This is a genomic window from Desmonostoc vinosum (genome assembly GCF_059505385.1).
In genome coordinates, this window is record NZ_JCACKM010000165.1 from 1 (window position 1) to 14704 (window position 14704).

General features: G+C 41.3%; 15 protein-coding genes. 6 read left to right on the plus strand and 9 right to left on the minus strand.

Going from position 1 to position 14704, the window contains the following annotated elements:
* Positions 1-557 precede the first annotated feature (557 nt).
* Positions 558-758, plus strand: coding sequence for a glutamine synthetase inactivation factor IF7A (gene gifA / locus AC5JMF_RS22245; protein ID WP_495797888.1), 201 nt, complete (start codon positions 558-560; stop codon positions 756-758).
* Positions 759-947: 189 nt separating this feature from the next.
* On the opposite strand, the gene glnA is transcribed toward gifA, so the two are convergent.
* Entirely contained in the window at positions 948-2363 is a 1416-nt protein-coding gene (gene glnA, locus AC5JMF_RS22250) for a type I glutamate--ammonia ligase (RefSeq protein ID WP_495797889.1), read from the minus strand.
* Positions 2364-2726: 363 nt separating this feature from the next.
* Here glnA and apcB point away from each other — a divergent pair, with 363 nt between their 5' ends.
* Complete coding sequence (gene apcB / locus AC5JMF_RS22255; protein WP_495797890.1) at positions 2727-3236, plus strand: allophycocyanin subunit beta; 510 nt, start codon at positions 2727-2729, stop codon at positions 3234-3236.
* 205 nt (positions 3237-3441) lie between these two features.
* On the opposite strand, the gene truB is transcribed toward apcB, so the two are convergent.
* The 5 genes from truB to AC5JMF_RS22280 all read right to left on the minus strand — a co-directional run bounded on the left by truB (position 3442) and on the right by AC5JMF_RS22280 (position 6903).
* Entirely contained in the window at positions 3442-4320 is an 879-nt protein-coding gene (gene truB, locus AC5JMF_RS22260) for a tRNA pseudouridine(55) synthase TruB (RefSeq protein ID WP_495797891.1), read from the minus strand.
* A gap of 172 nt (positions 4321-4492) precedes the next feature.
* Positions 4493-4657, minus strand: coding sequence for a hypothetical protein (locus tag AC5JMF_RS22265; RefSeq protein ID WP_495797892.1), 165 nt, complete (start codon positions 4655-4657; stop codon positions 4493-4495).
* Between the two features lie 80 nt (positions 4658-4737).
* Entirely contained in the window at positions 4738-4902 is a 165-nt protein-coding gene (locus AC5JMF_RS22270; protein ID WP_495797893.1) for a hypothetical protein, read from the minus strand.
* A gap of 535 nt (positions 4903-5437) precedes the next feature.
* Positions 5438-6265, minus strand: a complete 828-nt coding sequence (gene map / locus AC5JMF_RS22275) for a type I methionyl aminopeptidase (protein ID WP_495797894.1) — start codon at positions 6263-6265, stop codon at positions 5438-5440.
* A 218-nt stretch (positions 6266-6483) separates the two neighbouring features.
* Positions 6484-6903 carry a cupredoxin domain-containing protein gene (locus AC5JMF_RS22280; RefSeq protein ID WP_495797902.1) on the minus strand — a complete coding sequence of 140 codons (420 nt, stop codon included), beginning with the start codon at positions 6901-6903 and terminating at the stop codon, positions 6484-6486.
* Positions 6904-7351: 448 nt separating this feature from the next.
* Between AC5JMF_RS22280 and scpB the strand changes: the two genes are divergently transcribed.
* Both scpB and AC5JMF_RS22290 read left to right on the plus strand, forming a co-directional pair.
* Positions 7352-7909: an SMC-Scp complex subunit ScpB gene (gene scpB, locus AC5JMF_RS22285; protein ID WP_495797895.1), complete on the plus strand. Its 558-nt coding sequence runs from the start codon at positions 7352-7354 to the stop codon at positions 7907-7909.
* Between the two features lie 109 nt (positions 7910-8018).
* Positions 8019-8366, plus strand: coding sequence for a DUF760 domain-containing protein (locus tag AC5JMF_RS22290; protein ID WP_495797896.1), 348 nt, complete (start codon positions 8019-8021; stop codon positions 8364-8366).
* 690 nt (positions 8367-9056) lie between these two features.
* Here the strand turns inward: AC5JMF_RS22290 and AC5JMF_RS22295 are convergent.
* Positions 9057-10262: an HhoA/HhoB/HtrA family serine endopeptidase gene (locus tag AC5JMF_RS22295; RefSeq protein WP_495797897.1), complete on the minus strand. Its 1206-nt coding sequence runs from the start codon at positions 10260-10262 to the stop codon at positions 9057-9059.
* Between the two features lie 224 nt (positions 10263-10486).
* Here AC5JMF_RS22295 and AC5JMF_RS22300 point away from each other — a divergent pair, with 224 nt between their 5' ends.
* Positions 10487-11380: a LysM peptidoglycan-binding domain-containing M23 family metallopeptidase gene (locus AC5JMF_RS22300; RefSeq protein WP_495797898.1), complete on the plus strand. Its 894-nt coding sequence runs from the start codon at positions 10487-10489 to the stop codon at positions 11378-11380.
* Positions 11381-11424: 44 nt separating this feature from the next.
* Here the strand turns inward: AC5JMF_RS22300 and AC5JMF_RS22305 are convergent, their stop codons facing one another.
* Both AC5JMF_RS22305 and AC5JMF_RS22310 read right to left on the minus strand, forming a co-directional pair.
* The gene (locus AC5JMF_RS22305; RefSeq protein WP_495797899.1) at positions 11425-12462 is read right to left on the minus strand and encodes a cysteine hydrolase family protein; all 1038 of its coding nucleotides are present in this window, start codon (positions 12460-12462) and stop codon (positions 11425-11427) included.
* 73 nt (positions 12463-12535) lie between these two features.
* Positions 12536-12664, minus strand: a complete 129-nt coding sequence (locus AC5JMF_RS22310; protein WP_495797900.1) for a hypothetical protein — start codon at positions 12662-12664, stop codon at positions 12536-12538.
* Between the two features lie 617 nt (positions 12665-13281).
* Here AC5JMF_RS22310 and ispG point away from each other — a divergent pair.
* Complete coding sequence (gene ispG / locus AC5JMF_RS22315) at positions 13282-14508, plus strand: (E)-4-hydroxy-3-methylbut-2-enyl-diphosphate synthase (RefSeq protein ID WP_495797901.1); 1227 nt, start codon at positions 13282-13284, stop codon at positions 14506-14508.
* Positions 14509-14704: the final 196 nt, after the last annotated feature.

Consider the following 14704-nt stretch of genomic DNA (forward strand, 5'->3'; position numbering starts at 1 on the left):
ACTCGCTACCGCTGACGCTCGTACCTCGCTACCGCTTCGCTAACGCTAACGTAATATAAGTTTTACTTGCCGGTTATAGAACCGGGGGACTTAAACCCACGGAACTTGTTAATTTTCTGCAACAAATGTAGCAACACTGTGTTACTGAGAAAAAAGTTAAGGTAATACAAATTAATCACATCTACTGTCAGTATTTGTCAAGAATGTAACTAATGACATAAGGTAGTATCTTGTTTCCTTGAAACCACATACTCTTTTTATTTGCTTGCTTTCCAAATGTAAACAACTGTAACAAATAAACGATCAACTCCGAGACAGATATTTGTTTTTAAGCAATACCACTCTCAAGCAAGATTTTTGGTTATCAATAGCTGTGCTGCCTGGCTGGGGAAAGATTTTTACTGACTTTTGGCAGAAACATAGCCAAAATCTATCATTATGAATTTTTGTTATAAAAATGCATTTCGTAGCTTATGATACAGAATTTATGCTATATTAAATCATATGGAAAAACGTTCAATATACATTCACTAAAACCAACAGGGAGGATTATTGTTATGTCTATTGCAGATAAATCTCGTGCATTGATGGTTCGTCAATATCAGCAAGTCAAGAATCGTCAACAATCAATGCTGATGCGTGCAGCACAGGAACTCGGTCTTCCTGAAGAAATATCTCACTACTGGAACCCCATTCAAGGGAAGATAGACCCTACAACTCGTATGATCTATGACCGCAGCAACGCTACGATGAGCTAATAAAAAAGCCACCCTAGAGGGTGGCAAAATTATTTAACAAGGGAACAGAGAACAGGGAACTCTTAACAGTTTCTTGTTCTCTGTTTTCACATGAGGGTCTAAAACTTCACCTGATTGTAAGGACGGGTTTGCCAAGAACCTTCGCAATTAACCAGAGTACTAGTAAACCCGCCCTCCCATTGCAATGAATTAAACATCGTAGTAGAGATAAAATTCGTAGGGATGAGGGCGTAGCTGCATTTGTTTGACTTCATTTGCTAGCTTGTAGTCAATCCAATTTTGGATGAAGTCTTCTGAGAACACGCCAGATTCTATTAAGAAAGCATGATCATTTTCTAGTGCTTCCAATGCTAATTCCAGAGAACCTGGAGTTGACGGAACTTTAGCTAGTTCTTCTGGAGAAAGTTCATAGATATTTTTATCTAAGGGTTCACCAGGATCGATTTGGTTTTTGATACCATCTAAACCAGCGCAAAGCATAGCAGCAAATGCCAAGTATGGGTTAGAAGTAGCATCAGGACAACGGAATTCTAATCGCTTCGCTTTGGGGTTATCGCCCGATAGCGGAATCCGTACAGAAGCAGAACGATTACCCTGGGAGTAAGCCAAGTTTACAGGTGCTTCATAACCAGGTACTAAGCGCTTGTAAGAGTTGGTAGTGGGGTTAGTGATTGCTAACAGTGCTGGTGCGTGCTTGAGAATACCACCAATGTAATACAAAGCTGTTTTGCTCAACTTCGCATACTCATTACCTGCGAACAGAGGTTTACCATCTTTCCAAATGGATTGGTGAGTGTGCATCCCAGAACCGTTATCGCCAAATAATGGCTTGGGCATGAAGGTAACAGTTTTGCCGTACTTTTTAGCAACGTTTTTGATGACATATTTGTAAGTCATCAACCAGTCAGCGGCTTCAATCAGCTTACCAAAGCGGAAACCTAGTTCACACTGACCGCCGGTAGCAACTTCGTGGTGTTGTTTTTCAATTGGTACACCACATGCTGCCATCGTCAACAGCATTTCTGTACGGATATCTTGAAAAGTATCTGTAGGTGCAACCGGGAAATAACCTTCTTTAAAACGTGGTTTGTAACCCAGGTTGGGGCCTTCATCTTTACCAGAATTCCAGCGACCTTCTACAGAGTCTACGTGATAATAGCCTGAGTTGGCGGTTTGATCGAAGCGAACATCGTCAAAAATGAAGAATTCAGCTTCTGGGCCAAAAAAGGCTGTGTCACCAACACCAGTAGAAACTAGATAATCTATGGCTTTCTGGGCAATTACGCGAGGGCAACGGCTATACCATTCACCTGTACGCGGTTCCTTAATGCTACAAATGATGCTGAGTGTTGGCTCTTTCATGAATGGATCGATCCAGGCAGTGTTTGGATCGAGTACCATTGTCATATCTGATTCTTCGATGCCTTTCCAACCCCGAATGCTGGAACCGTCGAAAGGTACGCCATCAGAGAACGAGCTTTCATCGATCTGGTTATAGTACACAGTCAGGTGCTGCCATGTCCCTGGTGTATCAATGAATTTCAGATCAATCATCTGAATTTTTTGGTCTTGAATCATCTTCAAGACTTCTTGTGGGGTTGTCATTGTTACTCCTTCTCTGCCAATTTCCTAATGTAAACCAGAATCTGCCAAAGCATCCTAACCTTGCTGAGGTAAACCCAGTTGTGATGACACACCTGGAATATCATAAATACTAGACATTAGAGACTTTTGTAAACTTTGTTACAGAATATCTGGATTAAAGGTTATATTAACCTTTCTCTGATCATCTGCACAAAACTGGAAAGTTCATCTCATAGGGGTCAACTTTGGCATAGAATCCTTAAGTAATGATGGATTATTTTTGTGCTTGATCTATTTTATTTAAGAGGCACAAAATTTTACTGGTGCGTAAGTGCAGCCAAATAAATATCAAACCATAGATAGCAATGATTGGGAGAAAAAGGAATGCGCGATGCAGTAACAAGTTTGATTAAGAATTATGACGTAGCAGGACGATATTTTGATCGGAATGCGATCGACAGCCTTAAATCTTATTTTGAAAGTGGTACCGCACGGGTACAAGCAGCAGCAGCAATTAATTCTAATGCGGCTGGAATGGTGAGGCAGGCTGGTTCTAAGTTATTTGAAGAACTACCAGAGTTGATTCGCCCCGGTGGCAATGCCTACACAACCCGTCGTTATGCGGCTTGTTTGCGGGATATGGACTACTACTTGCGCTATGCTACCTATGCGTTGGTTGCTGGCAACACAAATGTACTGGATGAGCGAGTGCTACAAGGTCTACGGGAAACTTACAATTCTTTGGGAGTCCCCATTGGGCCCACAGTTCGCGGTATCCAAATTCTCAAGGATATGGTGAAGGAACAAGTAGCAGCCGCAGGTGTAGCTGATACTTCTTTTGTGGATGAACCATTTGATCATCTCAGTCGTGATTTAAGCGAACAGGATATTTAGGCTAATCTGCTCTGATGTTGCATATTTGTCTTAAAACGCAAAGATGCAATTTGAGTTATTGTTAGCTTAGTAAACATAGAATAGAGCGATCGCCCTTAACTTTTCTTAACAAAGAGCGATCGCTTTTTTATTTTTGTATTCTGCTTTTTCAATGAAATAGTTGGCTGCTTTAACTTCTTCTCCTATACCCTTAGTTTTGGTAAAATTACGAAATCGGTTCAAACACCATTTGGGGAATCAACACTTCATCTTGTAATTGTCCAATACCTAAAAAACGAGTTTCTTCTTGATAAACTCGTACAAACCCTGAAATATCCCAACTCAGAGAAATTCGTTGACCTTGACACCATTTGTGAGCAGATACTGAAGGTAAAGTGATATGTGGTAGGTGCTGTAATGCTGTATCAGGGGAGATGGGTTGAAATGTTTCGGTTTGTAGTTGTGCTTCTAAGTCGGTAACGGTGAAACTATCTGCTAAGTCGAAGCCGCTGCTTTGGGTGCGTGTCAAAGCGGCGAGAGTGCCACCAGTTTGCAAGATTGCTCCTAAATCACGAGCGATCGCTCTAATATATGTACCAGCACCACAAGCTATAACTACATCTAATTCCGCAAAATCCCCTTCTCGCCAATCTAAAATCTCTATTTGAAAAATTTCCACCGTCCGTGCTGGAACTTCGACAGTTTCACCTTGACGCGCCAAGTCATACAGGCGTTTTCCTTCCACTTGAATTGCACTGTAGATTGGGGGAATTTGCTCAATTTTGCCTGTAAATTGTGACAAAGCAGTTTTCACTGCTGCCAAATTCAATCCTACACAAGGTTGAGAAGCAATAATTTCGCCTTGTAAATCGTCAGTTGTGGTACGCACACCCAGCCGAATTGTCGCTTTGTAGGCTTTGTTCTCTGGTAAATATTGTAATAGTCTTGTGGCTTTACCAAGTGCGATCGGTAATACTCCAGTAGCCGCAGGATCTAAAGTTCCAGCATGGCCTACACGTTTAAGGCGCAAAAGTTTTCGCACCCGTGCCACACAGTCGTGGGAAGTCCAACCAAATGATTTGTTGAGATTAAGAAAACCTTGCACAGTCAAATTTTGATAATTAACAGATTAGATTAGTCATATTCTCATATTGCCAGAATTATACATAGCCCTAGAGCGTGTTCTTGAAAAAGATTTGCTAACATCCTCTCACCATTAACTACAAGTATAGTCTGATGGTAAGAGAATGTTAATTAGTTATGGATTTTATCCTGGCTTAATTAATAGAGTTAAAGCCATCTATAACACCGTCAAAAAAGTCTTTAACATCTTGCTTAAATTCTGCCCAGGAATAACCACCAATAATACGGCTCATATCTTGGAAAGGAATATCAAGCAAGGAATCTACAGTAATATCTTGAATTACAATCTTAGCTTTCATGGCGAAATTATCTCCCTTATCAAGAACAACACTTCAAAAAAACAAGTAACTAATGAACACAAAACTATTGATTGACTTGATTAACCAGGAATAAGCTCAGCAGCAATTGCTAAAGCAATCCCTATGTAACGGCCAACTTCATAACTGCCTTTACTACCACCAAATACTTGGTTTGTTTGCCAATTAGATAGAGTTTCTAGTTGGCTAACGTTATGCTTGAGATCATAAATTTTAATTACAGACACTTAGTTTTTCCTCAGTTTAAATTGGGTTAAAAAATCAAGAATACAAAGCATTTCTTGATTGGTACATTCGATTTTCCCAGAACAATTTAACTATTTCAACCTAATTTTTATAATATAGGAGCAAAAATAATTACCAATTCGGCTATATATCAAAGGTAATACAAACATATTTAATCTCAAAATACTATTTATTAACCTCAATTTAAATAAATAAGTTCAATCATTAACAGCTTAAATTGTAAGCTGATAGCCAGTTATATCCACAAATTTCAGTAGAGGCAATAAAATTAAATTCAACCAAATATGAGTAAAATGATTAAGAGTATTTAGAAAGTTTTAACGACATAAAAGCTGTATTTTTGTCACCTAATTATTTGAAAAAAACTAGTTGATAGCTCTTTTTTAAAAAGCAGATTTAGGCGAAATAAGTATATAGACTTAATTAAAAACCCCAAATACATATAGAGACGCGCAATTGCGCGTCTCTATAGGTTTATCTTTGTAAAATATTGTTTTTGCTTAATCTCACACAACATCAAACCTTGGAGCGATCGGTTAATATCTCATAACCAGTGTCTGTCACTAAGACCGTATGCTCAAACTGGGCCGATAGTGAATTATCTACGGTGACTGCTGTCCAGCGATCAGATAATGTCCTTGTATGTCTAGAACCTTGATTGACAATAGGCTCAATTGCTAGCGTCATGCCGGCACGGAGTTTCACGTTTGGCATTTCACGAGTGCGAAAGTTGAACACTGACGGTTCTTCGTGCAGATTACGACCAACTCCGTGTCCTGTAAATTCTTCGACTATGGTAAAGCCATTTGCCTTCACATGGTCTTCAATTGCCCCTGCAAGGTCAAGCAAATATACGCCTGCTTTGACTTGTTCAATACCTTTATAAAGCGCTTCCTCGGCTACACGAATTAGTTTAGCAGCATCGGGGGTTACTTCACCGACTGCGATCGTAATGCAGGAATCGCCATGAAAACCTTGGTAATAAGCACCTGTATCTACTTTTAATACGTCTCCCATGCGGATCATTTTCTTAGGACTTGGAATACCATGCACGACTTCATTGTTAATGCTGGAGCAGATAGAACCTGTAAAACCGTGATATCCTTTAAAACTTGGTGTTGCGCCCATTTCACGGATACGCTTTTCTGCATAGGCATCTAAGTCGGCGGTAGTCATTCCGGGCTTGACCAACTCAGAAATTTCTTTGAGTACAGTTGCAACAATTTTTGCTGACTGCCGCATAATTTCAATTTCACGCGGCGATTTGATTTCAATTCCTCGGCGTTGTTTTTTTGTGGTTGTAGGCTGAGTTGTTTGAGAAAGCAAGTTACTAAGAATGTTCATGGGAGATTAATAATTACAGATGCTTTACTGTTTAGATGTAAATGCTTTTTCTAGCTTAGTTGAGAAGTAATATCTATAATTTAAGTTATTTTTATCCCTGATAGGGATTAATTTAAATATGCTGCTACCGTAGATACAATAGCACATCGCGAGTATGGGGATGTGTTTTCTCATCAAAAGCACACAGGCAGATCAAGAGGTTAATCAGGAGTTCTGAATCAATTAGTGACGATAATCTCTCCTGTCATACCTGCTTGCGTGTGTCCTGATATTGGGCAACGTAAACCATATTTACCTGATTTGAGGGGCACGAACACCCATTCTGCTTCAGCACCTGGCTTGAGTTCTAATTCGTGAATTGCCCCTTTTATTTCTACTTTGCCTGCTTCGACTTTTTGAGTCCAGATGCCATCGGCAAAATCTTTGGCGGTAAAGTAGTGCTTGAGTTGACTGGGATTATTCAGTCGTAACAAATAGCGCTTACCACTCACCATTTCTAGATGATTTGGTTCAAACTTAAGTTCATTGGCTGAATTACCTAAGCTAATTGTAATTTCTGTAGCTGGTTGCTTGAGTAAATCGCTAGGTGGGTTTGCTGCCACCGCTGACAGGGAGATGACTAAATTCAAGCACACCATTAACGTCAACACTGCGAAAATTCGTCGGAGTGCTGGCACACAAGTGGCTAAAAGAGCAGAGTTAACAGAAGTTGTCATGGGGAATGGGGAATTGGTAAGGATTCTTATGCTCTTGCTGTGTGATTTGTTATCTAGGTGCATAGCTTGAAATAGCCCATTATTATGTAGTTTAGATGATTTAGTGCAAACTCATAACTGCACGAAGCGACTTGAAAATCAGAATTGAACGTGCAAAATAGTTGACGTTTTTATAGAATTACGCTATAATCCCACACATTTGTTGATTGTTAGTTGTCAACCGCTTTATCGAGTCTAGGGTCAAAAATTTCAGAGCTAAAGTAGTTTTGTTTGACTCTTGACTACTAACTAATGACCCTTGCGGGTTCGCGCTTCTTGAGACCGCGCTAGCTCACCAATGACTAATAACCAATGATCGACCAATGACTAAATGATTACACCTACAGCGACAAAGATAGAAGCAATTCTCTATTTAAAGGGTAAACCCTTGTCGCTCGGCGAAATCGCCGAGTATGCCGCCTGCGATCGCACTACTATTGAGGAGGGCATGATTGAACTAATTGACGATTATGCCCGCCGAGAAAGCGCTCTAGAGGTTGTAGAAACCCCAAATGGTTATAGTTTACAACTGCGGTCTGACTTTCATGATTTAGTGCAAACGCTAATTCCTGTAGAATTAGGCGTAGGAGCATTGCGGACTCTAGCAGCGATCGCCCTCAATAGTCCCATACTTCAAAGCGACTTAATTAACGTGCGCGGTTCAGGAGCATATCAGCACGTTCAAGAACTTGTAGAGCTTGGCTTTGTCAAGAAACGCCGAGATAGTGATTCTCGCTCCTACTCGCTGCAAGTAACTCCAAAATTTCATCAATATTTCCAAATTGAACAACTCCCCAAAGCATTCCCCACCAACCAGAAGGAAGAACAACTGGAACTTGAGTTAAATGTGGGGGTGGCAGGGGGAGCAGGGGAGGCAGGGGGAGAATAAAGAACTCCCTACTCCCCATTCCTCTTTTCGACTTATATCTGTGGGGAATGCGCTACCGTTGTTCTATGGTTTAGAGTAGAATTAGCAACTAAGCTAAATAAAACTGCCAATGGTGTTTAATCCTGACTTTTTGAACGACAACTCTGAGGAACACCCCAATCAACTTCTTTCCGACCATTCCGAAGAATATCCCAATCAGTTACTCAAATATCTACAGCATCAGTCTCCTGATGTTTTAGCCCGTGTAGCCCAGTCCGTTAGCCCTGAAATTAAACAAATCATTTCGCAGAATGTCCAAGGGCTTGTGGGAATGTTACCTGCCGAAAATTTCAATGTGCAAATTACTACAGACCGGGAGAACCTAGCTGGACTTTTAGCATCGGCTATGATGACGGGGTACTTTCTGCGCCAGATGGAACAAAGAATGCAGTTAGATCATTTGTCTAATAGTCAATAGTTAACAAGCTAAAACACGTGTAAACTGCACAATCACTCATGATGATAGTCCTGTGTTGAAAAATTTTGAGCGCCGGAAGTCGGTGCTTAAATTTTTCGCTTTGTCATTAGTCATTTGTATTTACCAAAAAGGGAACGTTCACGTTCCCTGTTCTACAAATACTTTAGTTCTGGGTTGGAGCTACAGTTTTAATCAGGACGTTTTTCAAGTAAGCCAAGCGCAATTTAGAGGGAGTGGCGATGTGGAAGTAGGGAGTAGGGAACCCACGCCTTAACCCTTTTATGTCACTCTCGGAAAGTAATAATCAAAGCAAGATTCTGAAACTTTCATCCAATCTAGCTTTGAGCCTTTATTTTCTAACAGTAACTAAAATTTATAACCAAAAGCTTAAAACTAAAGCTCCAAAAGGCTTTCAGCGATAGGCTTCTCCCAAACTGACAAAACAGGGTTAAGGCGTGGGATTGAAGTCAGGACGCATTGTGCCTCGTTGCAAGCAATCTCGGCACAAATCTTTTCCTAACAGTGGGCAATGACCCACAAAAGACAGTTTTTAATGTTTTTGTATCCCTACTCCCCACTCCCCACTCCCTACTCCCTACTCCCTGTTTTTGTAAAAACAGCGTTCTTGTTCAATTCCTACTTAAAAGCAGGGTTTTCCCTGTCGTCTCAAAGAGGACTAATGACTATTAACTACTTTTGAGGATAGGCTCCTGATTCCACTTTTAAAGTTTGAACTTTGCCGTTGCGGTTGACTTCAATAGTGAGAATTTCTCCGACGCTGCTTGACTCTACCAGTTTTTGTACTTGGGCTGAAGTTTTGACTGGTTTGCCGTTAATTTTTTGAATTACGTCACCAGGCAGTAGTCCACCTCGCTTAGCTGGTGAATTGTCCAGCACTCCTTTAATTACAATTCCAACATCTTGCTGAATGTTGAGTTGGTTTTCTTGATTAATCTGCTGTTTTTTGGTTGGAGACAAATCTGCCATTTCAATCCCCAAGAAAGGATGTTGCACACGTCCTTTTGTAAATAATTCTTTAGCAATACGAGCAGCAGTTTCAATGGGGATTGCAAAACCGAGTCCTTGAGCATCGGCGCGGATAGCAGTATTGACTCCAATCACTTCACCTTGGGCATTCAATAAGGGGCCACCAGAGTTACCGGGGTTAATTGCGGCATCGGTTTGGATAAAGCTAACTCGCTTATCTGGGACACCAACTTGGGCGCTAGTGCGATCTGTAGCGCTAATGATGCCAATGGTAACAGTATTATCTAAACCTAAAGGATTGCCAATAGCGATCGCCCATTGTCCTGGTATCAAATTTTGCGAATTACCCAGCTTGACAGTTGGCAAATTATCCCCATTGATTTTGACTACTGCCACATCTGTGACAGAATCAACACCCACTACTTTCCCTTCTAGAGTCCGACCATCTTTAAGAGTAACTTGTACTGTATCTGTATCCGCTACAACATGAGCGTTAGTAATTAATTCTCCGTTTGCACTCAAAATAAATCCCGAACCTGTACCGCGTTCAATTCTTTCTTGAGGAAATGGTTGCTCATCCTCCCCAAAAAATCGCCGCAAAACAGGATTTTTCAAAGCATCAGAGATGGGATTTGGTACTTTGCGGGTAGCATTAATACGTACCACCGCTGGCCCAACTTTTTGTACAGCCGTAGCAATAAAATTTACATTATCACCCCCAGTAGTTCCAATCGTGCCGCCAACGGAATTAGGAACTACAGACTCTGGGGGTAAAGCCATAGTCATATTCTTTAGCTCTTGAAACGAGCGTTTTTGTGGCAAAAAATAGCGACTGCCAAACAAACCTGCACCACCGCCAATCGCTAGTAAAGACAGATAAACGGCCAGTTGCTTTAAGGATAACTTCATAATCATTGATGCTTTAAGGACAGCAATGCAGTTGCTAACTTCTAAGTGTAGTCAAGCAAACGGCAAGTGGACAGATTAATTTACATATCAACAGCAGGATTTTAGGCAGAGTGTTGGGGATCACACTTTAGGGACTGGGGACACGGAGAATAATCAATTCCCAATTCCCCATTCCCAATTCCCCAATCTAAAATTTAAAGTTAAAGCGCTCTTGACGTACATACATGAAATTTCCCTATCGTCAACTTTTTCTTTGTAGCTTAGTCAGCAACTTGGGACTAGTATTATCCACACTCCCAAACTCACACAGCGCTAATGCTGTTGTTGGGAGTTGCCCAACTTCCGCTCTATCTCGCTTCCAGCGCCACAAGGTTGTGCGTGGCGAAACTTTAGAAAGCATAGCTCAACGATACAATCTTATTCCCGCAACCATCATTGGGATGAATCCGACTTTACAGAATGGTACGGTTGCTGTTGGCAGTGTACTTCAAATTCCTCCTTACAACGGTATTGTTGTCGAAGTCCCTCGCGGTCAAACTTGGCGACAAGTAGCGGCAAAGTATAGAGTTCGTGCTGACGCACTATTTGAGGTGAATGGTTGCCAAAAAGACCCCAGAGTCGTGTTTGTTCCAGGGGTAAATTTGTCGTCTAATCGCCCCACAACTCAATCTGCTGTGCTTGATAATGTTAGGTCGAATAGCCGTGTCTCTTTAGCTGGATATCCTTTACCAACAGTCACAACTGTGGGATTACCCTATGGTTGGCAAATTAATCCGGCGACAGGTGAAGTTTTCTTCCATAGCGGTGTTGATTTATTAGCCCCAGTGGGAACTTCTGTAGAAGCATTAGCGCCGGGAATCGTAGCCTTCGCTAAAGAACAAGGCTCTTACGGCAAATTGGTGGTGATTAATCACAGTGGCGGACTCCAAAGTCGTTATGCCCAACTTGACAGTATCAAAGTTACTGTCGGCCAGCAAGTTAAACAAGGAGACGTAATCGGAACTGTAGGCACAAGTGGACAACCGACTTCCAGACAACCCCATCTCCATTTTGAAATGCGTTCTAGCTCATCTCTGGGTTGGGTAGCGGAAGATCCCAAAAGATACCTAAAAAAATGAAGATTTATTTAGAAACACAAAGAAAAATAGAGAATTTCTCTGCGTTACAAAAAAGATGCTAGAGACTCAGTAGATCTAACGATGTGCATTCCTGCCTCCGCAAACCTATTAAACGCAGCATCCGCCTGTTCTGTATAGTCCACAACATCCGAAACGACAACAGGAGAAGTGCAATCCTCTAGTAGATAGATTTTTTTAGCAAGGGTAGCATCTACCTGTTTAATTTCTATTAATAAATCTTCAATTGTCCAGGCAACACAATGGCTTTTAGCTTGCCCCGCAATAATTACAACATCCCATTCTAAAAGTTGTTTAATCAAGCGAGTATTCTTTTTTCCTAAAGCACTTTGATCAAAACTTTCTAAAACTTCTGGACGTAAAACAGAGTAATTTTCAGTTAAAGGATGATCACCTTTGATTTCAAATTGCGTTTGACTCTGGCGAGCAATGCAATGAAAAAATATCGCTTCTTCTACTGCTGAAACTAAAGCATGTCCGATACCGCCTAACATCGAGTGATAAGGCCAAACCGTCAGGGGATATTTACCGTCTTGACTGAGTTGTTTGACATAATGGTAGGCATGTTTTTCTAATAGTTCGTAGTCTCCGTTAGTAATACTATTAGCAACTGCGGGGTTGACTTTCCAGATACCTTGTTCAATATCTGATGGTGTAATACTAGTAGCAGCTGGGCTGGGATGTTCACCTACAGCATTTACCCAAAAAATGGGATGGAATATTTGCATTGCTGTATGGCTATCTAGCGTAGGAACAATTGTTGTAATTACTCCTAGATTTCGATAAATAAATTCACACAGTCGCTGATTATCATCTACTGCTCCTGTTCCTGATTTGCCACCCACAAATAATTCAAATTCGGGAATGCAAAAGGTATTTTGGACATCAATTAAAAGTAGGCAAATACGAGTTTTGTCTAAAGATGCTGGCGGAATTTTGTGTTGTCTTGTCCATGCTTCGGCTTCAGTTGCACGTTGCTGGTAAGGTACTCGCCACACTTTACCGACTTTTTCGGGGTTAAAATGTGAGGGGATAGGGAGTTGAGTTAGAGATTGGGTGTTCATAATTACAGTTACTTTTATTCTGTAATATCATCGATAACTTCAAAACCCAAATTTTTTTAGTGGAGGGCTTACCTTAGTAAACATCATTATGAGAACCCAAGGTTAACAAGGAAATCACCAGTTCTCCAGAATCGGGATGAGGAACAAACTCAAATAAAAGACGGTTGTTGTAGTCGATGGAACAAGCCCATAGTTGCATCAATCATCCAACTTTGCCATTAAATCAGCAACGGTTCCACTACGTACTTCTCCTCTAGCATAAGCTGCACGAGCTTCTGCAACTGTCTTTAACCCTGTTTTGTCAGTTTGGGAGAAGCCTATCGCTGAAAGCCTTTTGGAGCTTTAGTTTTAAGCTTTTGGTTATAAATTTTAGTTACTGTTAGAAAATAAAGGCTCAAAGCTAGATTGGATGAAAGTTTCAGAATCTTGCTTTGATTATTACTTTCCGAGAGTGACATAAAAGGGTTAATAACTCATCTCATCTTTGTTGTTTGAGGCGCTTTTGAATAATATCCACAAGCATAGCCTGAGCTTCTGGATCGAGTTCTTCTACTGCCTCTATAGCTTTTTGGAATGTGGATGTTTTTTCCAGCATGAGGTTAAACAATTTGCTGATAAGTCTAATTTAGCGGATATGTGAGCGATCGCCTCTAGAGATATCTTAAAAAGTAATATTTATTACTCAATACTGAGGGGGCGATCGCTCCTCAGTTAAAAAAGCCTTTAAATTGTTTAAAAACGCACCACCTGTGGCAATCTGGGAGACAGATAGTTTATCAATCAGATATTTTAGTTACAAAAGTTTTGCCATTACAGGTTATGCAAACTCTGCCGAATCCTACAAATCCAAATACCACATCCAGCCAACCTATATTTGACACAACAATCAAGCGGCGTAAAACTCGTCCCGTCAAAATAGGAGATGTCACCATTGGCGGTGGCTATCCCGTTGTTGTGCAGTCGATGATTAACGAAGACACTCTTGATATCGATGGTTCTGTAGCGGCTATTCGTCGGTTACATGAAATTGGTTGTGAAATTGTCCGCGTCACAGTACCAAGCATGGCTCACGCGAAAGCATTGGCAGAAATTAAACAAAAATTAATCAAAACTTACCGAGATGTACCCATTGTTGCTGACGTGCATCATAATGGGATGAAAATTGCCTTGGAAGTATCCAAACACATAGAAAAAGTACGGATAAATCCAGGACTATATGTATTTGAAAAGCCGAACTCTCATAGAATTGAATACACCAAAGCCGAATTTGACGACATTGGCGAAAAAATCCGGGAAACTTTAGAACCTCTGGTGATATCTCTACGAGATCAAGATAAAGCAATGCGAATCGGTGTAAACCATGGTTCTCTTGCCGAAAGGATGCTATTTACCTATGGCGACACCCCAGAAGGAATGGTAGAATCTGCCATCGAATTTATTCGCATCTGTGAATCTTTAGATTTCCGTAATATAGTGATATCCATGAAAGCCTCACGGGTTCCGGTGATGGTAGCCGCTTATCGCCTCATAGCTAAGCGCATGGATGAGTTGGGTATGGACTATCCTCTGCACTTAGGCGTGACAGAAGCAGGTGATGGTGAATATGGACGCATCAAATCAACAGCAGGTATTGCCACATTACTCGCTGATGGCATTGGCGACACAATTCGAGTGTCACTCACAGAACCACCAGAAAAAGAAATTCCAGTTTGTTACAGCATTCTCCAAGCTTTGGGATTGCGGAAAACAATGGTAGAGTACGTAGCCTGCCCTTCCTGCGGACGCACTCTATTTAATTTAGAGGAAGTATTACATAAAGTTCGGGAAGCAACCAAGCACCTCACAGGGTTAGATATTGCCGTCATGGGTTGCATTGTCAATGGGCCTGGAGAAATGGCCGACGCTGACTATGGCTATGTAGGTAAAACTCCTGGTTACATTTCCTTATATCGTGGCAGAGAAGAAATTAAAAAAGTCACAGAAGACAAAGGCGTAGAGGAATTAATTAACCTCATTAAAGCAGATGGGCGTTGGGTAGAGCCTTAAGAGAAGACGAGGGAGATGTGGTTCGACTCCGCAGTAGTTGAATCTCGGCTTCGCTCGATTACTACGTAGCCGAAACTCACCAACCAGGGGATGAGGGAGAAATTTTCTCCGTGTCCCCAGTCCCCAGTCCCCAGTCCCCAATCCCCAATCCCCAGTCCCCAATCCCCAGTCCCCAGTCCCCAATCCCCAGTCCCCA